The 25024-nt window shown below is 69.1% G+C and carries 20 protein-coding genes; 7 read left to right on the top strand and 13 right to left on the bottom strand.

Features of this window, described 5'->3' with window-relative positions; all coding sequences use genetic code 11:
• Window positions 1-8 precede the first annotated feature (8 nt).
• From iolD to BAMB_RS06570, 4 genes are all read left to right on the top strand, one after another.
• Window positions 9-1892, top strand: a complete 1884-nt coding sequence (gene iolD, locus BAMB_RS06585; protein ID WP_011656624.1) for a 3D-(3,5/4)-trihydroxycyclohexane-1,2-dione acylhydrolase (decyclizing) — start codon at window positions 9-11, stop codon at window positions 1890-1892.
• A 61-nt stretch (window positions 1893-1953) separates the two neighbouring features.
• The gene (gene iolE, locus BAMB_RS06580; RefSeq protein WP_011656623.1) at window positions 1954-2883 is read left to right on the top strand and encodes a myo-inosose-2 dehydratase; all 930 of its coding nucleotides are present in this window, start codon (window positions 1954-1956) and stop codon (window positions 2881-2883) included.
• Between the two features lie 43 nt (window positions 2884-2926).
• Window positions 2927-3745, top strand: a complete 819-nt coding sequence (gene iolB, locus BAMB_RS06575) for a 5-deoxy-glucuronate isomerase (RefSeq protein ID WP_011656622.1) — start codon at window positions 2927-2929, stop codon at window positions 3743-3745.
• Window positions 3746-3837: 92 nt separating this feature from the next.
• Window positions 3838-4356, top strand: a complete 519-nt coding sequence (locus BAMB_RS06570) for a heme-degrading domain-containing protein (protein ID WP_011656621.1) — start codon at window positions 3838-3840, stop codon at window positions 4354-4356.
• Window positions 4357-4378: 22 nt separating this feature from the next.
• Here the strand turns inward: BAMB_RS06570 and BAMB_RS06565 are convergent, their stop codons facing one another.
• The 8 genes from BAMB_RS06565 to BAMB_RS06530 all read right to left on the bottom strand — a co-directional run bounded on the left by BAMB_RS06565 (window position 4379) and on the right by BAMB_RS06530 (window position 11346).
• Complete coding sequence (locus BAMB_RS06565; RefSeq protein WP_011656620.1) at window positions 4379-5125, bottom strand: glucose 1-dehydrogenase; 747 nt, start codon at window positions 5123-5125, stop codon at window positions 4379-4381.
• Window positions 5126-5288: 163 nt separating this feature from the next.
• Entirely contained in the window at window positions 5289-5993 is a 705-nt protein-coding gene (locus BAMB_RS06560; RefSeq protein ID WP_011656619.1) for an ABC transporter ATP-binding protein, read from the bottom strand.
• Window positions 5990-6739 (bottom strand): ABC transporter ATP-binding protein, encoded by a 750-nt coding sequence (locus BAMB_RS06555; protein ID WP_011656618.1) that lies wholly within the window; start codon window positions 6737-6739, stop codon window positions 5990-5992. Before BAMB_RS06555 ends, BAMB_RS06560 begins: the two co-directional genes overlap by 4 nt.
• Window positions 6736-7962, bottom strand: a complete 1227-nt coding sequence (locus BAMB_RS06550; protein WP_011656617.1) for a branched-chain amino acid ABC transporter permease — start codon at window positions 7960-7962, stop codon at window positions 6736-6738. The genes BAMB_RS06555 and BAMB_RS06550 overlap by 4 nt, the downstream gene beginning before the upstream one ends.
• The gene (locus tag BAMB_RS06545) at window positions 7955-8893 is read right to left on the bottom strand and encodes a branched-chain amino acid ABC transporter permease (protein WP_041491346.1); all 939 of its coding nucleotides are present in this window, start codon (window positions 8891-8893) and stop codon (window positions 7955-7957) included. Before BAMB_RS06545 ends, BAMB_RS06550 begins: the two co-directional genes overlap by 8 nt.
• A gap of 13 nt (window positions 8894-8906) precedes the next feature.
• Window positions 8907-9344 carry an acyl-CoA thioesterase gene (locus BAMB_RS06540; RefSeq protein WP_011656615.1) on the bottom strand — a complete coding sequence of 146 codons (438 nt, stop codon included), beginning with the start codon at window positions 9342-9344 and terminating at the stop codon, window positions 8907-8909.
• A gap of 119 nt (window positions 9345-9463) precedes the next feature.
• Window positions 9464-10000, bottom strand: coding sequence for an NUDIX domain-containing protein (locus tag BAMB_RS06535; protein ID WP_011656614.1), 537 nt, complete (start codon window positions 9998-10000; stop codon window positions 9464-9466).
• Between the two features lie 119 nt (window positions 10001-10119).
• Window positions 10120-11346, bottom strand: coding sequence for a YbfB/YjiJ family MFS transporter (locus tag BAMB_RS06530; protein ID WP_011656613.1), 1227 nt, complete (start codon window positions 11344-11346; stop codon window positions 10120-10122).
• A gap of 124 nt (window positions 11347-11470) precedes the next feature.
• On the opposite strand from BAMB_RS06530, the gene BAMB_RS06525 reads away from it, so the two are divergent.
• Window positions 11471-12400, top strand: a complete 930-nt coding sequence (locus tag BAMB_RS06525) for a LysR family transcriptional regulator (protein WP_011656612.1) — start codon at window positions 11471-11473, stop codon at window positions 12398-12400.
• 185 nt (window positions 12401-12585) lie between these two features.
• On the opposite strand, the gene BAMB_RS06520 is transcribed toward BAMB_RS06525, so the two are convergent.
• The 3 genes from BAMB_RS06520 to alaS all read right to left on the bottom strand — a co-directional run bounded on the left by BAMB_RS06520 (window position 12586) and on the right by alaS (window position 20521).
• On the bottom strand, window positions 12586-15543 hold the full coding sequence (locus tag BAMB_RS06520) for a two-partner secretion domain-containing protein (protein ID WP_011656611.1): 2958 nt from the start codon (window positions 15541-15543) through the stop codon (window positions 12586-12588).
• Entirely contained in the window at window positions 15540-17147 is a 1608-nt protein-coding gene (locus BAMB_RS06515; protein ID WP_227739447.1) for a ShlB/FhaC/HecB family hemolysin secretion/activation protein, read from the bottom strand. The genes BAMB_RS06520 and BAMB_RS06515 overlap by 4 nt, the downstream gene beginning before the upstream one ends.
• 749 nt (window positions 17148-17896) lie before the next feature.
• Window positions 17897-20521 carry an alanine--tRNA ligase gene (gene alaS / locus BAMB_RS06510; RefSeq protein WP_011656608.1) on the bottom strand — a complete coding sequence of 875 codons (2625 nt, stop codon included), beginning with the start codon at window positions 20519-20521 and terminating at the stop codon, window positions 17897-17899.
• Between the two features lie 228 nt (window positions 20522-20749).
• On the opposite strand from alaS, the gene BAMB_RS06505 reads away from it, so the two are divergent.
• The gene (locus tag BAMB_RS06505) at window positions 20750-21970 is read left to right on the top strand and encodes a CaiB/BaiF CoA transferase family protein (RefSeq protein WP_041491151.1); all 1221 of its coding nucleotides are present in this window, start codon (window positions 20750-20752) and stop codon (window positions 21968-21970) included.
• A 73-nt stretch (window positions 21971-22043) separates the two neighbouring features.
• Here the strand turns inward: BAMB_RS06505 and BAMB_RS06500 are convergent, their stop codons facing one another.
• Both BAMB_RS06500 and BAMB_RS06495 read right to left on the bottom strand, forming a co-directional pair.
• Entirely contained in the window at window positions 22044-22592 is a 549-nt protein-coding gene (locus BAMB_RS06500) for an RBBP9/YdeN family alpha/beta hydrolase (protein WP_011656606.1), read from the bottom strand.
• Between the two features lie 162 nt (window positions 22593-22754).
• The gene (locus BAMB_RS06495) at window positions 22755-22964 is read right to left on the bottom strand and encodes an ornithine acetyltransferase (protein WP_011656605.1); all 210 of its coding nucleotides are present in this window, start codon (window positions 22962-22964) and stop codon (window positions 22755-22757) included.
• A gap of 253 nt (window positions 22965-23217) precedes the next feature.
• On the opposite strand from BAMB_RS06495, the gene BAMB_RS06490 reads away from it, so the two are divergent.
• Entirely contained in the window at window positions 23218-24927 is a 1710-nt protein-coding gene (locus BAMB_RS06490) for a glutamine--tRNA ligase/YqeY domain fusion protein (RefSeq protein WP_011656604.1), read from the top strand.
• Window positions 24928-25024: the final 97 nt, after the last annotated feature.

Below are 25024 nucleotides of genomic sequence, written 5' to 3'. Positions count from 1 at the left end.
GACAGACGATGACCACCACCGTGAGACTGACCGTCAGCCAGGCGCTCGTGCGCTACCTGGCCGCCCTGCGCGCCGAAGTCGTCCAGCCGGACGGCCGCACCGAGATCCTGCCGTACTGCGGCGGCGTGTTCGCGATCTTCGGTCATGGCAACGTCGCCGGGCTCGGCGAGGCGCTCTACGCCGAACGGGAGCAACTGCCGACGTTCCGTGCGCATAACGAGCAAGGCATGGCGAATGCGGCCGTCGCGTTCGCGAAGGCGAATTTCCGCCAGCGGATGATGGCCGCGACGTCGAGCATCGGCCCCGGCGCGACCAACATGCTGACCTCGGCCGCGCTCGCGCACGTCGGCCGGCTGCCGCTGTTGCTGCTGCCCGGCGACGTGTTCGTGTCGCGGCTGCCCGATCCGGTGCTGCAGCAGGTCGAGGACTTCGAACAGGGCGACGTCAGCGCGAACGACTGCTTCCGGCCGGTGACGCGCTACTTCGACCGGATCACGTCGCCCGAGCAGCTGCTGGTCGCGCTGCCGCGCGCGATCCAGGTGATGACCGATCCCGCGCAGTGCGGCCCCGTGTGTCTCGCGCTGCCGCAGGACGTGCAGACCTTCGCGTACGACTGGCCCGAGGACTTCTTCGCGCCGCCGGTGATCCGGATGCGCCGGCCGCCGGCCGACGCGCTCGAACTCGCGGATGCGCTCGACGTGCTGAAGGCCGCGAAGAAGCCGCTGATCGTCGCCGGCGGCGGCGTGCTGTACAGCCAGGCGTGGGACGCGCTGCGCACGTTCGCCGACACGCACGGCGTGCCGGTCGCCGAATCGCAGGCCGGCAAGGGCAGCCTCGCGTGGGACCACCCGCTGAACCTCGGATCGATCGGCGTGACGGGCTCGCCCGCCGCGAACCGCGCGGCCGCGCAGGCCGACGTGGTGTTCGCCGTCGGCACGCGCCTGCAGGACTTCACGACCGGCTCGCACGCGCTGTTCGGCCATGCCACGCTGCTGAGCCTGAACGTGCAGCCGTTCGACGCGGGCAAGAAGCGCGGCCGGCAACTGATCGCCGATGCGCGCACCGGCCTCGGCCAGTTGTCCGCCGCGCTCGCGGGCTGGCGCGCGGATGCGGGATGGACGGCCGCGAACCGCGACCAGGCCGCCGCGTGGAACGCGCGCGTGACCGAGCTGACCACGCGCGTGCCGAACGACACGCTGCCGTACGACGCGGAAGTGATCGGCGCGGTGCGCGACTCCGCGGCCGACGCGGGGCGCGACAGCGCGCGCGACGATCTCGTCGTGTGCGCGGCCGGCACGCTGCCGGCCGAGCTGCACAAGCTGTGGCGCAGCGGCGTGCCGGGCAACTACCACATGGACTATGCGTACTCGTGCATGGGCTACGAGATCGCGGGCGGCCTCGGCGCGAAGCTCGCGCGGCCCGAGCGCGAAGTGATCGTGATCGTCGGCGACGGCTCGTACATGATGCTCAACGCGGAACTCGCGACCTCCGTGATGCTCGGCCGCAAGCTCATCGTCGTGATCCTCGACAACCGCGGCTACGGCTGCATCGAGCGGCTGCAACTGAATTGCGGCGGCGCGAGCTTCAACAACATGCTCGACGACTGCGTGCCGGAAGGCGGCGAGCGCTCGACGATCGACTTCGCGATGCATGCGCGCGCGATGGGCGCCGAAGCCGTGCACGTGCGCGACGTCGGCGAGCTGCGCCGCGAGATGAAGCGTGCGCGCGCGGCCACGACGAGTCAGGTGCTCGTGATCGACACGACGCACGAGCGCACGACCGCGGACGGCGGCGCGTGGTGGGAAGTCGCGGTGCCGCAGGTGTCCGCCCGCGCCGGCGTCGAACGCGCGCACCACGCGTATCTCGACGAGAAAACCCGGCAGCGGCGCTGAACCGTTTTCCCTTCCCCTGGGCCGCCCCGCGAAAACAACAACCGAACCAAGGAAGCACGTCATGAGCTGGAACGTTCGCATCGGTATCAATCCCCTGTCGTGGATGAACGACGACCTGCCGTCGCTCGGCGGCGAGACGCCGCTCGAGACGGCGCTGAAGGAAGGCGCCGAGATCGGCTATGCGGGCTTCGAGCTCGGCAACAAGTTTCCGAAGACGGGCCCCGAGCTGAAGGCCAAGCTCGCCGAGTTCGGGCTTGTGTGCGTGTCGGGCTGGTATTCGGGCTTCCTCGCGGAAGTCGAGCCGGGCATGAGCGATGCCGACGCGGTCGCCGCCGAGATCGAGCGCTGCCGCGCGCACATGACGAAGCTGCAGGTCAACGACGTGAAGGTCGTGGTGTACGGCGAATGCGCGGGGACGATCCAGGGCAGCATCGACACGCCGGTCGCGAAGCGGCCGCGCTTCGTCGACGATGAAAGCTGGCGGCGCTACGCGGCGCGCGTCGACGCATTCGGCGCGCATCTGCTCGAGACCTATGGGATCAAGCTCGCCTACCATCACCACATGGGCGCCTACGTCGAATCGCCGGCCGACGTCGACCGCCTGATGGCGCTGACCGATCCCGCGAAGGTGTTCCTGCTGTTCGATACGGGACACGCGTATTTCGGCGGCGCGGCCGATCCGGTCGCACTGCTGAAGAAGCATGTGTCGCGTGTCGTCCACGTCCACTGCAAGGACGTGCGGCCGCAGGTCGTCACGCAGGCGCGCAACGGCGGCTGGAGCTTCCTGAACGGCGTGATCAACGGCACCTTCACGGTGCCGGGCGACGGCGCGCTCGACTACGAAGCGACGCTGCGCACGCTGAAGGATGCCGGCTACGAAGGCTGGCTCGTCGTCGAGGCCGAGCAGGATCCGGCCGTCGCACCGAGCTATCAGTATGCGAAGAAGGGCTACGAGTCGCTGCGCGCGATCGTCGACCGGTTGAGCGCGTGAGCCCTTCCGCCCCCGCTATCACTCTATTGTGGAGCCCAGTTCCATGACGATTTCTCCCCTGCTGCTCAAGGCATCCGCCGGCCGCGAAATCTGCAACGTGACGCCCGAGTCGGCCGGCTGGAAACACGTCGGCTTCCGCGCGCTGCGCCTGAAGGCCGGCGACACCGAAACGCTCGACACCGGCACGCGCGAACTGTGCGTCGTCGTGCTCACGGGCACGCTGCGCGCACAAGTCGATGGCGAAACCTACGATGCGCTCGGCAAGCGCGACAGCGTGTTCGAGGAGGTGTCGCCGGACGCGCTGTACGTGCCGGGCGGCAAGACTGTCACGCTGGTCGCGACGCGCGACGCGGAGGTTGCGCTGTGCACCGCGCCCTACGCGAGCGGCGACAAGCGCGTGCAGCGCCTCGACGGCGAACGGATGCGCCGCGCGGTGCGCGGACAAGGCACCAACACGCGCTACGTGTGCGACATCCTGATGGGCGACAACCCGGCGGCCGACCGGCTGCTGGTGGTCGAAGTGATCACGCCCGCGAGCCATTCGAGCAGCTATCCGCCGCACAAGCACGATCGCGACGCGGCGCCCGACGAAACCTCGCTCGAGGAAACCTATTACCACCGGATCGATCCGCCGCAGGGTTTCGCGTTCCAGCGCGTGTACACGGACGATCGCAGCCTCGACGAAGCGTGCGCGGTCGAGAACCACGACGTCGTGATGGTGCCGCGCGGCTATCACCCGGTGGTCGCGCCGCACGGCTACAACCTGTACTACCTGAACGTGATGGCCGGGCCGAGCCGCGCATGGGCGTTCAGGAACGATCCCGTGCACGAGTGGATGCTCGACGCGGCGCCCAAGCGCTGACACGTCGATGCCGCTGATGCGCTGAACGATCGACGGCCGGCACGCGCGCGCACGAGCCGGACTAGCCGCACTAGCGACGACACGGAGCTGCCATGGCCATCCCCTTCCCGCGCTTCGCATCCGCGCCCTGCGGCGCCACCGCGTCGGCGCCGATGCTGCCGCACTTCGATGCCGAGGTCGCGCGCCGGCTCGGCGACATCGCAATCAATCTCGCGTCGCGGCGCGGGCTGCCGATCGCGGTCGGCATCGTCGGTGAAGCCGCACCGCTGTTCTATTGCGCGCTCGACGGCGGCGGCGCGGACCACAGCGACGCCATCCGCCGCCGGCAGAACACGGTGTTGCGTTTCGGCGCCAGCTCGCTCGAGGTCGGCGCGCGCTTTCGCCGTGCTGGCTGGTCGTTGGAGTCGCAGGGGTTGTCGGACGCCGACTATGCGCTCGACGGCGGCGGCGTGCCGTTGCGGCTTGCCGGCGGCGCAATCGGTGGTGCAATCAGTGGCGCACTCGTCGGCGCGATGACGATCGCGGGACTCGACGACGAACACGATCACGCGCTCGTCGTCGAGAGCCTGCGCTGGCATGTCGGCGCGAACGCGCTCGCGATGATCGCGTAGCGGCGCGCGCCGACCTGGCGCGTCAGTGCAGCCCGCCGCTCGCGACGAGGCGCTCGCCGGTCAGCCAGCGCGCATCGTCCGACGCGAGGAACACGGCGACCGACGCGATGTCGCCCGGTTCGCCGAGGCGGCCAAGCGGCGTATCGTTGCGCACCTGCGTTTCGAGATCCGAACCGATGATGCCCGCGCTGTGCGTGCCTTCGGTCACGATCATCCCCGGGTTGATCGCATTCACGCGAATCTTGCGCGGGCCGAGCTCGAGCGCGAGCACGCCGGTGATCGCGTCGACGGCGCCCTTGGTGCCGCTGTACACGGCGCTCGCGGGCGGCGTGATGCTCGTCACGACCGAGCTGATGTTGATGATGCTCGCGCCTTCGCCGAGATGCTTGACGGCGGCCTGCGTCGTCAGCAGCACGCCGAACACGTTCGTATCGAACTGCCGGCGATAGTGCTCTTCGGTGATCGCCTCGATCGGCGCGAATTCGTAGACGCCGGAATTGTTGACCAGCACGTCGAGACGGCCATAGTTCTCGATCGCGGCATCGACGATGCGCTGCGCGTCCGCTGCCTTCGACACGTCGCCGCCCACCGCGACCGCGCGGCCGCCTGCTTCGACGATCGCGCTCACGACGGCATCGGCACCGGCCTTGCTGCTCGCGTAGTTGACGACGACCGACGCACCTTCGGCGGCCAGCGCCTTCGCGATCGCGGCGCCGATGCCCTTGGACCCGCCCGTGACGATCGCAACCTTGTTTGTCAGCTTGCTCATGATTTCATTCCTCAGTCGGAAGACTTTCAATGGATGGGAGCCGGTTGCCGCGTGGTGGCGGCGCACCGGCATGACTGGCAATGTAAGGTGCTGCGCCGCAGCGATAAAGCGGCTCGACACGAATTGACTGGCGGGGTTTGCCGAACAATCGGCGCGCTTGCATTCAGCCAGCGCTCAGCCACGCACTGACGACGTCGCCGCCCAACCCGTCGAGCGCGCCGTCGTAGACGATCCGTCCGCGCCCCATCACCGCGACGCGCTGCGCGAGCCGCGGCGCGAGCTGCAGTCGCTGCTCGATCAGCAGGATCGCGACGCCGTCGGCCTGCAGCGCGGCGAGGCACGCCCCGACCTCGTCGACCGCGAGCGGCGCGAGCCCTTCGGCCGGCTCGTCGACGATCAGCACGCGCGGGCGGCCGGCAAGCGCACGCACCAGCGCGAGCACCTGCTGCTCGCCGCCCGACAGCCGCCCGGCCTTCACGTCGATCCGCGCGGCCAGCAGCGGAAAGCGCGCGAGCAGCCGGTCGAGGGCCGTGCGTTCGGCCGCGCCGCGCACACCGCGCAGCCCGAGCCGCAGGTTCTCGCGCACGCTCAGCAGCGGAAACACGTCGCGGCTTTCGGCGACGTAAGCCACACCGCGCCGCGCGATCTCGAACGTGCGGGCGCCCGCGCATTCGGCGCCGGCGATACGCACCGAGCCCGCGGTGCGCACGAGCCCCATCACGGCCTTCGCGAGCGTCGAACGGCCCGAGCCGTTGCGCCCGAGCAGCGCGAGCGTCTCGCCCGGCGCGAGCGCGAGATCGACGCCGTCGAGCACGGGCTGCCTCCCGTACCACGCGCGCAGGCCGCGAATGTCGAGCAGCGCGCTCATGCGACGTCGCCGAGATAGGCGGCGCGCACGGCCGGGTCCGCGCGGATCGCGTCGGGCGCACCGGTCGCGACCACCGCGCCGCGCACCAGCACCGTGACGCGCTCGGCGAAGCCGAACACCGCATCCATGTCGTGCTCGATCATCAGCACCGTGCGGCCCTGCGTCGTCGCGCGGATCAGCGCGATCATCCGCGCCGCCTGGTCGCGGTTCATGCCGGCCGTCGGTTCGTCGAGCAGCAGCGTGCGCGCGCCGCTCGCGAGCGCGATGCCGAGATCGAGCGCGCGCTGTTCCGCGTAGCCGAGTTCGCCGGCCGGCGCGTCGCGCCGCGCATCGAGGCCGATGTCGTGCAGCACGCGCGCGGCCGCGCGATCGACCGACGCCGATTCGCGCAGCCGGTTCCACCAGCGCCGCCGCTCGTCCGGCGCATGCAGCGCCGCGCAGCGCAGGTTGTCGAACACGGAGAGCCGCGCGAACGCGCTCGTCTGCTGGAAACTGCGGCCGATGCCGAGCCGGCTCGCGACGACCGGCCCGCGTCCGCGCAGCTCGACACCGTGCAACACGACGCGCCCGCGCGTTGGCCGCGTCGCGCCGGCAATCACGCCGAACAGCGTCGACTTACCCGCGCCGTTCGGCCCGATCAGCGCGTGACGCTCGCCGGCGCAGACGCTCAGCTCGATACCGTCGAGCACCGTCTGTGCGCCGAAGCGCTGCACGATGCCGTGCAGCGCGATCGCGTTGCCGTTCATCGCCCGTCCTCCCGCTTGCCGTGCCCGGGGTGCATCAGCCGCGCGCGCCAGCCCCACAGCAGCATGCCGACGCCGGCCGCCGCGCACGCGACGACCCAGCCGGCCGGCGCATCGGCATCGATGCCCCACGCGCCGAATGCAGTGCCCACGCCGTCGTCCTGCGCGAAGCGCCACGCATAGCCAAGCTCGGCCGCGCAGACGATCGCGACGCCCCAGAACACGCACGCGCCGACGCCGCACAGCACGCGCCAGCGCTCGGCGGCCGGTGCGTCGCGGCGCAACGCATGCGCGAGCGTCTGTGCGACGCCCGCGATCCCGCCGGGCGCCGCGACGACGACCGCGACGAACAGCACGCCCAGATACAGCGCCCACGCACGCGACACGCCGGCGACGACCACGCTCAGCGCGGTCAGCACCACGGCACCGGCCGCCGGCCCGAAGAACGTGCCGGTGCCGCCGATCACCGCGGCGATCAGCACGGTCGCCGAGCGCGCCATCGACAGGCTGTCGGGCGTCGCGATCTCGACGTCGATCAGCGTCAGCGTGCCGGCGATACCCGCGAAGAACGACGCGCAGGTGACCATCGCGAGCCGCACGCGGCGCGGCTCGGTGCCGAGCGCAGCCACGCGCGCGGGGTTGTCGCGCACCGCGTTCGCGAGCCGAGCGAGCGGCGTGCGCGTCAGCGCGCGCATCGCCAGCGCCGACACGATGCACCACGCGGCGATCACCGCGTAGGCCTGCGCCGGCGCGCCGAACTGCCAGCCGCCCCAGGGCGTGCCGCTCGCGCGGTCGATCGGCACGCCGCCGAGGCCGCCGAACCACGCGGGCACGCTCCACGCGGCGGCCGCGACGCATTCGGCGAGACCGAGCGTGATCATCGCGAACACGGTGCCCGCGCGGCGTGTCGCGAGCAACCCGGCGATGAACCCGAAGCCGGCGCCCGCCACGCCGCCGACGAGCGGCAACAGCGGCAGCGGACCGCCGACACGATTGAACCAGTGCGCGGCGGCGAACGCGCCGAGGCCCGCGAACGCGGCATGACCGAACGACAGCAGCCCGGTCGTGCCGAGCTGCAGGTTGTACGACAGCGCGAGCACGACGAGCGCGGCCGTCTGCGTGAGATAGCCGAGCACCGCGCCATGCGGCCACAGCCACGCGGGTAGCGCGACGCACGCGGCGAACAGCACCCAGCGCAGCGCGCCGGCCCGCCTGCGGCTATCCATCGACACGCTCGCCGAACAAGCCGTGCGGACGGGCGACCAGCACCGCGACGAGCAGCAGATACGGCACCAGCGGTGCCAGTTGCGCGATCGATACGGCCGCGACGCCGTCGGGCAGCGCGACGCCCGCCCATTGCGCGAGGTCGCGCAGCGACGTGTCGCTGGACGCCGCGAAGGTCTGCGCGAAGCCGACCGCGAGCGACGCGACGAACGCGCCGCCGAGCGAACCGAGCCCGCCGATCACGACCACCGCGAACACCACCGACCCGACCGTCTCGGCCAGCGCCGGTTCGATCACCGCGAGCGGCGCGCCGATCACGCCGGCCAGCGCCGCGAGCGCGGTGCCCGCGCCAAACAGGCCCGTCATCACGCGCGGCACGTCGTAGCCGAGCGCCTCGACGGCCGCGCGGTGCGTGAGCGCGGCCCGCACGACGAGCCCGATGCGCGACGCGCGCAGCAGCACGCCGAGCGCGACCAGCATCGCCGTGGACATCGCCATCATGAAGAGCCGGTAGCGCGGCAGCGCGAGGCCGAACGCGGTCACGGGCGCGCCGTCGAACAACAGCGGCACCGGGGCCGGCAGCGGCGTGAGGCCCCATACGAGTTTCGCGCCCTCGCCGATCAGGTAGGCGAGGCCGAAGGTCAGCAGCAGTTCGCTCGTGTGGCCGCCGCGCGCCTGCACGCGGCGCAACAGCCAGCGCTCGCAGCCGGCGCCCAGCAGGCCGACGGCGAGCGGCGCGAGCACGAGCGCGGGCCAGAAACCCGCACCGGCCGCGATGCTGTAGCCGACGTACGCGCCAAGCATGTAGAAGCTCGCATGCGCGAAGTTGAGCACGCCCTGCACGCTGAAGATCAGCGTCAGGCCGGCCGACAGCATGAACAGCAGCAACCCGTAGCTGAGGCCGTTGAACGCCTGGAGCGCGAACGCGTGCAGCACCGCGCGCCTGTCAGCCGGCGAGCGGTTCGAGCGCCGCGCGCAGCGCGTCCGGCAGCGGCACCGGGCGGCGCGTGCCGCGATCGACGTACACGTGCACGAAATGCCCCTGCGCCGCCGGCGAGGATTCCCCTGCCGCGAACAGCCCGATCTCGTAGCGCACGCTCGACGTACCGAGCTTCGCGACGCGCAGCCCCGCATCGACCGACTGCGGAAACACGAGCGGCGCGAAGTAGTTGCATTGCGTGTCGACCACGAGCCCGATCGTCTGCCCGTGCTCGACGTCGAGCACGCCCGAGCGGATCAGGTATTCGTTCACGACGGTGTCGAAGTAGCTGTAGTAGACGACGTTGTTCACGTGCCCGTAGACGTCGTTGTCCATCCAGCGGGTCGTGATCGGCAGGAAGTGGCGATAGGCGTCGCGTGGACGCGGCTGCGGCTTGTCGGACATGGCGATGGCGGTCAGGACGAGTGGGACGCCGCGCGGGACGGCACGCCGGTGAGCGGCGAGGTGCCGCGACGCGAGCGTGCGCGGCGCGACGGATGAAATGTCGGAAGCGGCGCGGGCCGTCACTGCCCCGCTCGATCGACGAATTCGAAATCGAGGCCGCGCGCGCGCATCCAGTCGGCCAGCGCGTAGCCGGTGCCGGCGCGCCACGGGCGCAGCAGCGGCGGATCGACGAGCCGGTATTCGAGCAGTTCCGGCGACAGCGCGACGGTGCCCGATGCGCGCACGTGGTACGCGATGATCAGCTCGTTCTTGCGGATGAATTCATAGACGCCGACGAGCGTGACCTGCTCGGCCTTCAGCGCGGTTTCCTCGAACACCTCGCGCGCGATGCCGTCCTCGGGCGTCTCGCCGTTCTCGAGGAAGCCGGTGATCAGCGCGAACATCCCTTCCGGCCAGGCCGCGTTGCGCGCAAGCAGGATCTTGCCGTCGAGTTCGACGATCGCGGCCACCACCGGCAGCGGGTTGTTCCAGTGCACGTAGCCGCACGCATCGTCCGGGCAGGCCCGGCGGACGCGGCCGCCCTCGTGTTCGGGATCGGCGCGCTCGGTGAGCGGGCTCGCGCAGCGCGGGCAAAAACGGTAGTCGGCGGTGGTCATCGATGAGGATCTGGCGGACGCCGGCGGCGGCCCGCAGGCCGCCTCACGCCCGCTCGGCGCGGGAAAGGCTTCATTCTAGCGAGTTTGCCCGCGCCGCAGACGATCCGGCCCCGATGATGTCAGGGTCGCGCGCGCCCGTGCGCGGCGGTCGCCGCGAAGCCGGCGGCCCCGACGAGCAACGCGCCCGCCGCGACCCACAGCGCCGGCGAGAACGACCCGAAACGCGCGGTCAGCGGCGCGGCGACGAGCGGGCCGAGAATCTGCCCGACCCCGTACGACGCGGTCGCATAGCCCATCAGCCCGGCCGCGCGCTCGCCATGCAGCCGCCGCGCCTCGCGCATCGCGAACAGCGTGATCGCGGTGAACGGCAGGCCGAGCAGCGCGCTGCCGACCGAGAAGCCGGCCGCGTTCGGCCACACGATGCCCGCCGCGATCCCGAGCGCCTGCGTCGCGCAGCCGGCAGCGAGCAGCAGCCGATTGTCCCAATGGCCGGGCAGCCGCGCGGCGGCGATCGCGCCGACGATCAGCGCCGCGCCGAACATCGGCCAGAACAGGTCCGGCCACGGCGAGCCGGCCGGCAGCGCGGCGCGCGCGATCACCGGCAGGAACGTCGCGGTGATGATGTAGCCGAAGCCCGGCATTCCGTACAGCACGACGAGCCACGCGGCGTCGGCCCGATGGCGCCGCGCGTCGTGGGGTGCCGCGGTCGGCGTCGTATGCCTGGCAGGAGCGGCCGCCCCCGGCGCGGTGCCGAATATGCGCCAGATCGCGACCGACAGCACCGCGGACAGCGCCGCGAAGCCGAGCCACCCGGGCGCCGCGCGATGGCCGGCGAGCGCGCCGCCGATCAGCCCCGTCAGCACGATACCGACACCGGGCCCCGCGTAGATCACCCCGCTCCACTCGGGCGCGTGCAGCTCGGTGAGCCGCCGCAGCCCCCATTGCGACACGAACACGAACGTCCACGCGCTGACGACACCCGCGACGAAGCGCACCACGAGCCATGCCGAAAGCAGATGGCCGACGCCCATCGCGGCGGTCAGCAGCACGGTGGCGGCGAGGCCGAAGCGCACCATCCGCGCGGGCGCGACCCGCACCGCAGCGCAGCTGACCGCGCCGACGAAATAGCCCGCGTAGTTCGCCGACGCGAGCCAGCTGCCGGCCTTCAGGCCGATCGAGCCGTCGGCGAGCATCAACGGCAGCAGCGGCGTGAACGCGAAGCGGCCGACGCCGAGCGCGACCGCGAGCCCGATCATGCAGGCGAGCGCGGTCGCGCGGGCGCGGCGGTCGGCGTCATCGGACAGGTGGGTGCCGGCGGCGGCACTCGGCGCATCGGAACGGGACATGGCGGCATGGGCCGCGCGCGGTGCGCGCCGGCCGGAACGGAAATCGGAACGCTTGTATCGTAGCTTGACCAAACGTTCTCTAAAAATGAATAATTCAGAATCCACATATCTCCCGGAGAGAATCATGGACCTGGCGGCACTGGCGATTTTCCGGGCCGTCGTGCGCGAGAACGGCGTCACGCGCGCGGCGGCGAAGCTCAATCGCGTGCAGTCGAACGTGACGACGCGCATCAAGCAGCTCGAGGAGGAACTCGGCGCGGCGCTGTTCGTCCGGGATGGCCGCCGGCTGGTGCTCACGCCGGCTGGCGAGACGCTGCTGCCGTATGCGGAACGCTTGCTCGCGCTCGCCGACGAGGCGCGCCACGCGGTGCGCGAGGACCGGCCGCGTGGCCGGCTGCGGCTCGGCGCGATGGAAAGCACGGCCGCGAGCCGCCTGCCCGCGGTGCTCGCCCGCTACCACCAGGCCTGGCCGGAGGTCACGCTCGAACTCGTGACCGGCACGACCGGCTGGCTGATCGACAAGGTCCGCGCGTTCGAGATCGACGCCGCACTGGTCGCCCGGCCGCCCGCGCCGGACGCGTTGCCGGACATGTTCGACACGGTGCAGGTGTTCCGCGAGGAACTGCTGCTGCTCACGCCGCGCGGCCATCCGCCGGTCCGCTCGCCGCGTGACGTGATGCTGCCGACGCTGATCGCGTTCGAACGCGGCTGTACGTACCGCAGCCATGCCGAACAATGGTATGCGGCGCATGGCGTCAAGCCGGCGCGGGTGCTGGAACTCGGCTCGTACCATGCGATCGTCGCATGCGTCGCCGCGGGCGCGGGCGTCGCGGTGGCGCCGCGCTCGGTGCTCGACCGGCAGCCGGAGGCCGAGAACCTGGCGTTGCATGCCGTTCCGGCTTTCGACGCAATCGACACCTTGTTGATCTGGCGGCACGGCCACGCGTCCGCCGCGCTCGGTGCGTTGCGGGACGTGCTGCAGGCGGCGGCTCGCGAAGCGATCGCGGGCGCCCCGGCCAGTCCGCCGGGTCGCGACGTAGCGCTGCCCGCCTGACGTCCGCGGCACGGACAAACAGAAATGGCCCGGCCGGCAAGTGCATGCCGATCGGGCCATTTGATGTAACCGGGTTTCAGAGATCCGTCGTCCGGAACGACGGATGTGGCGCACCGTCACCCTTCGCCCATGCGAAGCGCGACGGTGCGCGGTTCATCACTTCATGACTTCAGCAGACCGGACGATCAGCGATACGCGATCCCGACCGGCTTCACGCCGGCCGCATCGCCGGTTGCACTGTTTCCCTTCAGGACGCCGGAATTACCGCCGGCAAGCGCGCCGAACGTCTGAAGGTAGCCCGGCGTGGTGACGATCTTGCTCGACGTAGTGGAATCCAGCACCCAGCCCCCGTTCAAGCCGACCAGCCCGCCCAGCTTCGCGTACCTCCCGCCGCTCACCGTGCTCGACGACGACGAGCCGCTGACGGTGCCGGAGTAGTTCGTGCCGACCAGCCCGCCGATGTAGCTGCGATCGCCGCCCTTCACCGAACCGCTGGCCGACGAGGATTCGACCGTGCCGTCCTGGAGGAAGCCCACCAGCCCGCCGACCGAGCTGTCGGACCCGGCGAAGACGTCGCCCGTCGCGCTCGAGCCCGATACGCGGCTGTTGCGACCGTAGCTGAAACCGACCAGGCCGCCGGCGTTGCCTGCCCCTACCACCGTCACGGTACCGCTCGCGCTGGATCCGTTGACCGTCCCGCCATTGGCGCCGATCAGGCCGCCGGCCGAGCTGCCGTTGCCGGCCGTGACCTTGCCGGACGCCTTCGACGCGAGCACGTCATCGTCGTTGCTGCCGACCAGGCCGCCCACGCGGCTGTTGGCGCCGGCCGTCACCGCACCGCTCGCCGACGACGCGTCGACGAGCGCCTTGTTGACGCCGACCAGACCGCCCGCCTTCGCGTTGCCGGCCGCCTTGACCTCGCTGGACGAGTTCGATGCACGGATCGTGCCGCGGGTCTTGCCGTTGACGTCGTTGATACCGACGAGGCCGCCGACCACGGCACCTTCGCCGTCCACCTGGACGGAACCGGCGCTCGACGACCCGGCGATCAGGCCGGTGTTGCGCCCGACCAGGCCACCCGCGCCGACGAAGCGGCCCGGCGTCATGCCCTTGACCACGACCTGGACGTCGGCCGTGCTATTGGTGATCGTCGCCTCGCCCACCTCCGGCGGCAACACCGTCAGGTTTTCGCCCACCAGGCCGCCAATCTTGATCGTGCTGCGGTCACCCTCGACGCGCCCCGACACCGACGCGCGATCGATCTGGCCGCTCAGGTTCCAGCCGACCAGGCCGCCGAGAATCGTTGTGCCGCTGCCCGTGCCCGTGACCAGCACGTCACGCGCGGCGACGTTCGAGAGGGTGCCGAAGTTGATACCGACCAGCGAGCCCACGAAGAGCGGCTGGCCAGACGCATACGACGACACGCCGTTGACGGTGCCCCCCTGCAGCTTCAGGTTGGCAATGCGCCCCCAGTTGGTCCCGAACAAGCCTACGCTGTCCGCATCGGCGTCGTTGTAGAGGGTCAAGCCGCTGACCGTGTTGCCGAAGCCGTCGAATACGCCGCCGAACCCGTTCGAGCCGCCGATGCTGCGGAAGCGGCCGCTGCCCTTGATCGCATTGCCCAGCACGTAACGGCCGGACAGGTTCGCGTCCACGTTGCGCAGCCCGGCCAGGTCGTGGATCACCGTATAGTCCTCGCCGTTCGCGCGGAACGACGCGTTCTGGCCCGACAGCGTGACCACCGCATTGGCGTTGGTCAGCGTGTGACCGCTGCCCGAGTTCAGTTCCAGGTGCGCGTTGCGGCCCGTCAGCGTCACCTTGTCATGCACGCGGATCTGCTTCGCCGCGTTCACGGTCAGCCCCGCGTTCTCGCCGCTCGCGTCGAGCGACTTCTTCAGATCCACGTCGCCATGCTGCGACGTCAGCGTCAGCGTGTTGTCGCTCGCCCAGTTCACCGAGCCATCTACCGTCAGGTTGCCCTTCGTATTGGCCAGCTCGACATTCGTCGTGCCCAATGCGCGCGACAGCGTATCCGCGCCGAGTGCGTCACTGCCCGACTCGCTGGAATTGCCGTTCAGTCCCACGCCGGCGTTCGCGGCTTCGATCTTCCATGTGCCCGTGCGACCGCCCGGCGCGCGCGTGTCGACCTGCACGTCGTTCGCCACCTCGACACGCTCGCCGCGCGTCGTCACCACCCCACCCGATGCGTCCGCTTCCTGCCCGCTCGCATCCAGCTTGCCGGCCACCTTCACCAGGTCGCCTTCCAGCGTGATCTTCCCGCTGCGCGAATTCAGTCCCTTCGCCTCGATCGTCCCCGTGTTGTTCACCACCGCGCCCAGCAGGTCACCTGCCGCGCGCGCCGTCATCAGCACCTCGCCGCCGTCCGCTTTCAGCAGGCCGCCGTTGCTCACCTGCGCGTCCACCGCGCCATCGTCAACCTGCAGGTTCAGCAGCCCGTTGCCGTCGAAATTCACGGTCATCGTATTGCCCGCGGCCAGCGCCACGCGCCCCAGCTTCGCCTGGATCGTCCCGCTGTTCGACACCTGCGCGCCCAGCAGCGCCACGCTCCCGCCTTCCGCAGCCGTGATTGTCCCTTCGTTCACCACCGCGTTCTTCGACGTGCCCGTGAACCGGTACTTCCCGTCCATGAAATCCGCGTCCGAGATGTTGCGCGTCGTCGCCACCAGCCCGCCCACGTTCACCTGCGCGCCCTTGCCGAACACCACCCCGTTCGGGTTCACCAGAAATACCTTGCCGTTCGCATCCAGCTGACCCTGGATCTGGCTGCCGTTCGTCCCGATCACCCGATTCAGCGCGATCGACTTGTCCGTCGGCTGATGGAACGACACGCGCTCCCCGCCTGCAATGCTGAAGTCCTGCCAGTTCGTGATCAGCTTGTCCGTGTGCTGGTTCACCGACATCGCCTTGCCGTCCGACGACGTCGCGATGTCGCCCTTGCCGCCCACGATCGCCCCACCCGTCGGCAGCGCGTGCGCGCCCGTCGCCACCAACCCCAGCAGCGATGCCGCCACCGCGATCGCGCGCTTGCCGCCCGAGCGCTTGCCGCGACGGCGGGCCGTTTCCCCTGCCACGGTCCAGCCGCCCTGCACGTCGTTCCATACCAGCGAATACGCGTTGTTCATTTTGGAATCCTCATTTGTTTTATCACTATGTCCCCGTTGCCGAGGGTGGTACTACAGAATTCGCTCAGAAATACTGAGCGGCCTGAACCCAGACGCTCGGCGCACGCGTCGGCGAAGCGAACGGTGAACCGAGTGCCCATGCCGCGGCCAGCGTGACCGTTGAGCTGCACCCGCCCCGTGTCGATGAACGTGCTGAGCTGCAGCCCCGGCGCGGCGCGATAGCGCAGCTCCGCGCTCGCCTGCCAGCCCTGGTCGCCGCTGCCGGCGCTGAACCCGTATGCACGCACGCCGTACGGGCCGCCCAGGCTGAATTTCTCGGACGAATCGAGGTTGCGCGACGCGAGCTGCGCGTTGAACTGTGCATAGAACTGGAAGCGCCGACCGAGCGACTGGACGCGCAGCGCGCTGACGTTCAGCTTCGAGAACGAGCCGATCGTCTTCGCGAGGGTATTCATGCCGATCGGATCGTTGCTGCGCAGCCGGCCGGCGCCGAACGTCACCGACACGCCGTTGCGGCCGCCGCCGAACCAGCGGTCCTCACTGCTGCCGCTCAGGCTGAAGCTCCACAGGCCGACGTTCTTGTCCGTCTGGAGATCGAAGATGCCGTAGGTGTCGTGCAGATTCTTGTTTTCGTACTGGATCTGCGCGGTGAGGTCCATCTGCCGGGCGCGCACGAGCGGCTGCGCGACGAACACGCTCTGCACGCTCGCGCGGCCGTGGTATTCGAGATCCGAGAACTCGCCGGCAAGCCGGTAGTGCATTTCCGAATACGCGACGCCGAGCCGAGTCGACAGCGGGCCCACCGGAACCTGGTAGCCGGCACGGTAGTAGCGCTGCCACTCGTTGCTGACGAGGCCGCGCAGGCTCAACTGATCGCCGAGCCGCAACGGCGAATTGACGTTGACGCTGCCGCCGAGCCGATACCGGCCGGTGGAGGCATCGCCGTAGTTGTCGAACTCGAGCGACCCGGTTGCGAATGGCCCCTTGTCGACATCGACGACGAGATCGGTCGTGCCCGCCGCGTCGCCGGGGCGCAGCGTGCCGCGTGCCGAGACGCCGGCGAGATCGTCCAGCAGCACGAGGCTGCGCTCGAGGTCGCCGCCGCGCACGACGCCGTCCGGGCGGATGCCGGCCAGCGGCTGCCGCACCGCGACATCGAGCACGCGCGAGCGGTTGTTCAGCTCGATCTTGCCGTAGCGACCTTCGACCACGTCGATGCGCACGACGCCGTCGTCGATTTCCTGGTGCGGCAGATAGGCACGCGCGAGCACATAGCCGCGCTCGCGGTAGTAGGTCGTGATTCGGGCGGCCGCCTGCTGCAGCTCGGCGAAGCTCAGGTCGCGCCCGGCAAGATCGGCGACGAGCGGCAGCAGCGTGCCGCTGTCGAACACGCGGTTGCCGTCGAGCGTGAACGCCCGCACGTGCACGCGTGGGCCGGTATCGGGGAGAGGCGCCTGCGCGTCATCGGACTTCGGGATGTCGAGGGCGGGTGCGGCGGTGGAAGGAAGGGTCGGGCGCGGCGTTTCGATATCGCGCATCGCCTGCCCGGCGTTCGGCACTTGTGCGTGCGCGTGCGCGGCGAACAGCACGGCGCCGACACTCACCGCCAGCGCGACGCCGAACGGTGCGCGGCGCCGCAGCGGCGCGGCGCCGTGGGTGCCGTGGGCGCCATGACAAGGACACCGATCGGCACACGATCGGCAACGGTTCCAGCACCGGACATGAGCCAGCTTCCTAACGACACACATCAAACGCACCACTCGAGATTGACAGGACGATCGGGGCCCGATTCGTCAGCGGCGAATGTTACCTAACGCAATCCTTTCCATCTGTAGTACGCGTATCAAAATTAGTTAATTTTCTTCTATTAATAAGTCTCGTTCGAATTTCAATTCCATTCGAATGAAATTCCGCCACGACAAAACAATCGCGATTGCCGACTCAACGGCAAACCCTGCCACAACCGGCTCTCCCGCGCCTGCCGATGGATGGCCGATGGCATTCGGCGCACCGGAAAAATGCGCGGAAATCCAATTCGTCGAATCGAAATAAAAAATCGGTCAAGACAAGATTGACCGAAACGACATGCACGCAAATGGATCAGGGTGTTTCGAGGTATTTCGTCACGCATTTCGCGAATTGAGCGCGGCGACGGCAGCGAATCGCGAAATGGAGGGAGGGGGATGTGTGATGTGGCGGCTCACCGGCCGGCCGCGACCGGCATCCGCACGGACCACCCCTGCGGCGCACGAAGCGCCGAACGTCAGCAAAACCGCCGCGATGCCGGGGGAGAACCGAACATCGCCGGCATCGGGCGACGGCGCCGCGTTGCACGGCGCCGTCGTCGTTCTGATTACAACCGCTCTTCGACCCAGCCCTTCACGCCGGCCAGCGCACCCGGCAGGTTCGCCGGTTCGGTGCCGCCCGCCTGCGCCATATCGGGACGGCCGCCGCCCTTGCCGCCCACCTGCTGCGCGACGAAGTTCACGAGCTCGCCGGCCTTGACCTTCTTGCTCGCATCCGGCGTGACGCCCGCGATCAGGCTGACCTTGCCGCCTTCGACGGCCGCCAGCACGATCGCCGCGCTCTTCAGCTTGTCCTTCAGCTTGTCGACCGTCTCGCGCAGCGTCTTCGCGTCCGCGCCGTCGAGTGTCGCGGCCAGCACATACACGCCGCCGATTTCGGTGGCCTGCTGCGCGAGCTCGTCGCCCTGGCTCGACGCGAGCTTCGACTTCAGCGCGCCCAGTTCCTTCTCGAGCGACTTCACCTGGTCCTGCACCTGCGCGATGCGCTGCGTGAGTTCCGACGGTTGCGCCTTCAGCGCGGCCGCGGCTTCGTTCACGCGCGCATCGAGTTCCTGCACGTAACGCACCGCGTTGTCGCCGGTGATCGCCTCGACCCGGCGGATGCCGGCCGCGACGCCGCCTTCGACGACGATCTTGAAGAAGCCGATGTCGCCGGTGCGATGCACGTGCGTGCCGCCGCACAGTTCGCGCGAGAAGCCAAGATCGAGCACGCGCACTTCGTCGCCGTACTTCTCGCCGAACAGCGCCATCGCGCCGCCCTTCACCGCTTCGTCATACGGCATCACGCGCACGATGCCCGGCGCGTTCGCGAGGATTTCGTTGTTGACGATCTGCTCGACGCGACGGATTTCGTCGTCGGTCATCGGCGCGTTGTGCGCGAAGTCGAAACGGGTTTTCTCCGCATCGACGAGCGAACCCTTCTGCTGCACGTGCGCGCCGAGCACTTCACGCAGCGCCTTGTGCATCAGATGGGTGGCCGAGTGGTTGCGCTGCGTGCGGGCGCGGCGGTGCGCGTCGATTTCCGCGCGCAGCACGTCGCCGATCTTCAGCGTGCCCTGCTCCAGCGTGCCGTGATGGCCGACCACGTCGGCCTGCACCTTCAGCGTGTCGGCCACCGCGAAGCGCGTCGCGGCGTTCGCGAGCACGCCCTGGTCGCCGACCTGGCCGCCCGATTCCGCGTAGAACGGCGTGTGGTCGAGCACCACGACCGCATCCTGGCCGGCCTTCACTTCGTTGACGGCCGAACCGTCGACGTACAGCGCGACGACCTTCGCGTCGTCGAACGCGATTTCCTCGTAACCGTGGAACGTGGTTTTCGCGCCCGAGTATTCGAGCCCCTGCGTGGCCTTGAACTTGCCGGCCGCGCGCGCCTGCTCGCGCTGGCGCGCCATCGCGTCGTCGAATGCCGGCTCGTCGACCGTCATCCCGCGCTCGCGGCACACGTCGGCCGTGAGGTCGAGCGGGAAGCCGTAGGTGTCGTGCAGCTTGAACGCGAGCTCGCCGTCGAGCACCTTGCCGCCCTTCGCCTCGACGTCGGCGAGTGCCGCCTCGAGGATCGACATCCCGTGCTCGATGGTTTCGAAGAAGCGCTCTTCTTCCTGGCGCAGCACGTCGGTCACGCGCTGCTCGGCTTCCTTCAGCTCCGGATAGGCCGCGCCCATCTCGGCGACGAGGTCGGCCACCAGCTTGTGGAAGAACGAGCCCTTGCGGCCGAGCTTGTAGCCGTGGCGGATCGCGCGGCGCACGATCCGGCGCAGCACGTAGCCGCGTCCTTCGTTGCCCGGAATCACGCCGTCGACGATCAGGAACGAGCACGCGCGGATGTGATCGGCGATCACCTTCAGCGAGTTGTTGGTGAGGTCGCTGATCTCGGTCACGCGCGCGGCGGCCTTGATCAGGTTCTGGAACAGGTCGATCTCGTAGTTGCTGTGCACGTGCTGCAGCACCGCGGCGAGGCGCTCGAGGCCCATGCCGGTGTCGACCGACTGCTTCGGCAGGCGCGTCATGTTGCCCTGCGCGTCGCGGTTGAACTGCATGAACACGAGGTTCCAGATCTCGATGTAGCGGTCGCCGTCTTCCTCAGGCGACCCCGGCGGGCCGCCCCACACGTCCGGGCCGTGGTCGTAGAAGATTTCCGTGCACGGGCCGCACGGGCCGGTGTCGCCCATCGTCCAGAAGTTGTCCGACGCGTAGCGCGCGCCCTTGTTGTCGCCGATCCGGATGATCCGCTCGGTCGGCACGCCGACTTCCTTCGCCCAGATGTCGTAGGCTTCGTCGTCTTCCTGGTAGACGGTGACCCACAGTTTTTCCTTCGGCAGCTGGTAGACCGTGGTCAGCAGCTCCCACGCGAAGCGGATCGCGTCGTGCTTGAAGTAGTCGCCGAACGAGAAGTTGCCGAGCATCTCGAAGAACGTGTGGTGGCGCGCCGTGTAGCCGACGTTCTCGAGGTCGTTGTGCTTGCCGCCCGCGCGCACGCTGCGCTGCGCCGTCGTGGCGCGCGAGTACGGACGCGGGTCCGTGCCGAGGAATACGTCCTTGAACTGGACCATGCCCGAGTTCGTGAACATCAGCGTGGGGTCGTTACCGGGCACGAGGCTCGACGAGCGGACGATCGTGTGGCCCTTCGATTCGAAGAATTTGAGGAATTTCTCGCGGATTTCGGCAGCTTTCATGGCGTGCGGGGAATGTCTGGCTGAGACGGCTTCAAACGCCGGCCGTCCTCGCGGACGCACGGCGGGCAAATATCGTAAACGATCGATTATACGATACCGACCGGCGGCCCAGACGGCAGCGGCCCGCCGTGCCGGACGACGCCACCCGCGCGACCGATTCGCCTTAAGATGGTCGGCATGCCGATCCGCGTTGCCCGACGCCAAGCCATGAAAGGAGACGATTCGACGATGGGTGCCCTGAGCCATATCCGCGTGCTGGACCTCACCCGCGTGCTCGCGGGCCCGTGGTGCGCGCAGACCCTTGCCGATTTCGGCGCGGACGTGATCAAGATCGAGCGCCCCGGCGCCGGCGACGACACGCGCCACTGGGGGCCGCCGTACCTGAAGGACGCAGCCGGCGCCGATACGGCCGAGGCCGCGTACTACCTCGCGGCGAACCGCAACAAGCGCTCGGTCACGGTCGACATCGCGACGCCGGAAGGCCAGCAGATCGTGCGCGAGCTCGCCGCGCAAAGCGATGTCGTGCTGGAGAACTACAAGGTCGGGCAGCTCGCGAAATACGGACTCGACTACGAATCGCTGCGCGCGGTGAAGCCCGATCTCGTCTACTGCTCGGTCACGGGTTTCGGCCAGACGGGCCCGTACGCGCATCGCGCGGGCTACGACTTCATCGTCCAGGGCATCGGCGGCTTCATGAGCATCACCGGCGAGCGCGACAGCGAGCCGGGCGGCGGCCCGCAGAAGGCCGGCGTCGCGATCGCCGATCTCGCGACGGGCCTCTATTCGACGATCGCGGTGCTCGCCGCGCTCGCGCATCGCGACCGCACGGGCGAAGGCCAGTACATCGACATGGCGCTGCTCGACGTGCAGGTCGCGCTGCTCGCGAACATGAACACCAACTTCCTCGCGAGCGGCAAGCCGCCGGTGCGCTGGGGCAACGCGCACCCGAACATCGTGCCGTATCAAACCTTCCAGACGAGCGACGGCTGGATCATCGTCGCGGTCGGCAACGACGGGCAGTTCCGCAAGTTCGTCGAGGCCGGCGGCCGCGCCGAGCTGGCCGACGACGAACGGTTCGCGACCAATCCGTCGCGCGTGCGCCATCGCGACACGCTGGTGCCGATCCTCGCGGAGATGGTGAAGACCCGCGCCAAGGCCGACTGGATCGGCACGCTGGAAGCGGCCGGCGTGCCGTGCGGGCCGATCAACGAACTCGACGAAGTGTTCGACAACGAACAGGTGGTCGCGCGCGGGATGCAGGTGTCGCTGCCGCATCCGTGCGGCGCGGACGTGAAGCTCGTGCGCAATCCGATCCGGATGAGCGCGACGCCGCCCGATGCGCGCACGGCCCCGCCGCTGCTCGGCGCGCAGACCGAAGCGGTGCTGCGCGACATGCTCGGCTACGACGCGGCGCGCATCGCCGCGTTGAAGGCGAAGCAGGCGATCTGAGCTGGCCGGGACGTTCGCGTCGCTGCGCCGTCGGCGGCGTGCGACCGATCCTCGACGGCCAGTGAATCGATGGCTAGCGCGCGAGCGCGTCGAGCCAGCCGCGTGCGTCGGGCCAGTCGCCGAGCCCGCTGTCCGCGTTGAGGTGGCCGCGCGGGCCGAGGTCATGGAACGCACTGCCCCACGCGCGTGCGCAGCCGCGCGCGAACGCGAGCGAGCCGTACGAATCGTCGCTGCTCGCGGCCACACAGGTCGGAAACGGCAGCCGTTCGTGCGGCACGGGCCCGAAGCCGTGCGCGTCGGCCGGAAACCCGGGCCCGGCCGGATCGGGCAGCGCGACGAGCAGCGCGCCGCGCACCTTCGCGAGCGCGGCCGGCCGCGCGTAGCGGGTCGCCCACCACGCGGTGGTCAGCGTGCCGAGGCTGTGCGCGGCGATCAACACCGGGCCCGGCGCGGCCTCGACCGCGCGATCGAGCGCGAGACACCAGCCGTTGCGGAACGCACGGTCCCAGTCGGGCATCGCGATGCGCACGAAACGCGCGTCCGCGCGCTCCCAGCGGCTTTGCCAGTGAAGCGGACCGGAGTTGCCGTAGCCCGGCAGCACGAAAACGGGAAAGTTGCTCATGGAGGATTCGTCGACGCATGAAGTCGTTATGTGACGTCGACGAAGTGTCGCACACCCGTTCCTCCCTGATGTTGCCTGTCGAATCGCGGAAGGGATGTGCGAGGTCGTGACGCGGGGCGAACCCCGTCACGACCGGCCGGCGCGCATGCGCGCCGGTGTCGATCAGCGCACGCCGGCGCCGACCAGGCCGCCTGCCGCCGCGCCGGCCACCGTGCCGACCGGGCCGCCCGTGATCAGGTAGCCGAGCGCGCCGCCCGCGGCCGCGCCGATACCGGCATTACGTTGCGTATGCGTCATCGCGCATGCGCCGAGTTGCGACAGGACCGCGACGATCACCGCGGTACGAACGAGAAAAGTGGTCTTCTTCATCATGGATTATTGGCTTCCTCCCGCCAGCAAAAAGGCCCGCCGGCGGCATTGAATCGGTGAAGCCATCATAGGAAAAGCCGAACGCGCCGGGCAATCCGATTTACGTCGTGTTACAGCCGACACATTATCGAGATATTGCGGGACGTAGCGCTCACCGGCGCCTGCGGCGCCACAACCCGCGCGGGACGGACCCCGCTCAGGTAGAATTACAGGATTAAACCGGCGCGACGCGCCGACACAACCTGACGCCAACCGCATGAGCACCGAACGTAACGACGCCCCCGCGGCTTCCAACTTCATCCGCAACATCATCGACGACGACAACCGCACCGGCAAATGGGGCGGCCGCGTCGAAACGCGCTTCCCGCCCGAGCCGAACGGCTATCTGCACATCGGCCATGCGAAGAGCATCTGCCTGAACTTCAGCGTCGCGCGCGACTACGGCGGCGTGTGCCACCTGCGCTTCGACGACACGAACCCGGAAAAGGAAAGCGTCGAGTACGTCGACTCGATCGTCGACGCGGTGCGCTGGCTCGGCTTCGACTGGCGCAAGGATGCGGTCGATCATCAGTATTTCGCGAGCGACTACTACGACAAGCTGTACGAATTCGCCGAGCTGCTGATCCAGCGCGGCAAGGCGTACGTCGACAGCCAGAGCGCCGACGAAATGCGCGCGAACCGCGGCTCGCTGACCGAAGGCGGCAAGCCGTCGCCGTACCGCGCCCGTTCGCCCGAGGAAAACCTCGACCTGTTCCGCCGGATGAAGGCCGGCGAGTTCAAGGAAGGCGAGCACGTGCTGCGCGCGAAGATCGACATGGCGTCGCCGAACATGAACATGCGCGACCCGGTGATCTACCGGATCCGCTACGCGCACCACTACCGCACCGGCGACGCATGGTGCGTGTATCCGATGTACGACTACACGCACTGCATCTCGGATGCGCTCGAGGGCATCACGCACTCGCTGTGCACGCTCGAGTTCGAGGATCACCGCCCGCTGTACGACTGGGTGCTGAACGAACTCGCGGATGCCGGCGTGTTCACGCGGCCGCTGCCGCAACAGATCGAATTCTCGCGCTTGAACCTCACGTACGCGATCACCAGCAAGCGCAAGCTGCTGCAGCTCGTCACCGAAGGTCACGTCGAAGGCTGGGACGATCCGCGCATGCCGACGATCGTCGGGATCCGCCGCCGCGGCTTCACGCCGGAGAGCATCCACCTGTTCTGCGAGCGGATCGGCGTGACGAAGGTCGATTCGTGGATCGACATGAGCGTGTTCGAAGGCGCGCTGCGCGACGATCTCGACGACAAGGCGCCGCGCTCGGTCGCCGTGCTCGATCCGCTGAAGCTCGTGATCGACAACTATCCGGAAGACCTCGAGGAAGCGTGCACGGCTCCCGTGCATCCGCATCATCCGGAGCGCGGCGTGCGCACGTTCCCGATCTCGCGCGAGCTGTGGATCGAACGCGAGGACTTCGTCGAGAACCCGCCGAAGGGCTATTTCCGCCTGTTCCCGGGCAACAAGGTGCGCCTGCGCTACGGCTACGTGATCGAGTGCACGGGCTTCGACAAGGACGCCGACGGTAACGTGACGGCCGTGCACTGCAACTACTTCCCGGACAGCAAGTCGGGCACGGACGGCGCGAACACGTACAAGGTCAAGGGCAACATCCACTGGGTCAGCGCGAAGCATGCGCAGCCGGCCGAAGTGCGGATCTACGACCGGCTGTTCAAGGAGCCGCACCCGGACGCGGGCGGCGCGAACTTCCTCGAGGCGCTGAACCCGGATTCGAAGAAGATCACGCAGGCTTACGTCGAGCCGGGCGCCGGCGATGTCGCGCCGGAAACGCGCTTGCAGTTCGAGCGTCACGGCTATTTCGTTGCCGACCGCGTCGATTCGAAACCGGGCAAGCCCGTGTTCAACCGGATCGTCGGGCTGCGCGACAGCTGGGGCAAGCCGGCGTGACGGCCTGCGGCGCGCGCGGCGTGGGGCTTCGCGCCGACGTCGCGCGACGATGAAAAAAACCGACCCTCGCGGTCGGTTTTTTATTGCGTGCGCGGCA

This window comes from Burkholderia ambifaria AMMD (assembly GCF_000203915.1).
Taxonomy (GTDB): Bacteria; Pseudomonadota; Gammaproteobacteria; order Burkholderiales; family Burkholderiaceae; genus Burkholderia; species Burkholderia ambifaria.
Note: the sequence above shows the minus strand (reverse complement) of the source record. Positions and strands in the feature narration are given on the sequence as shown.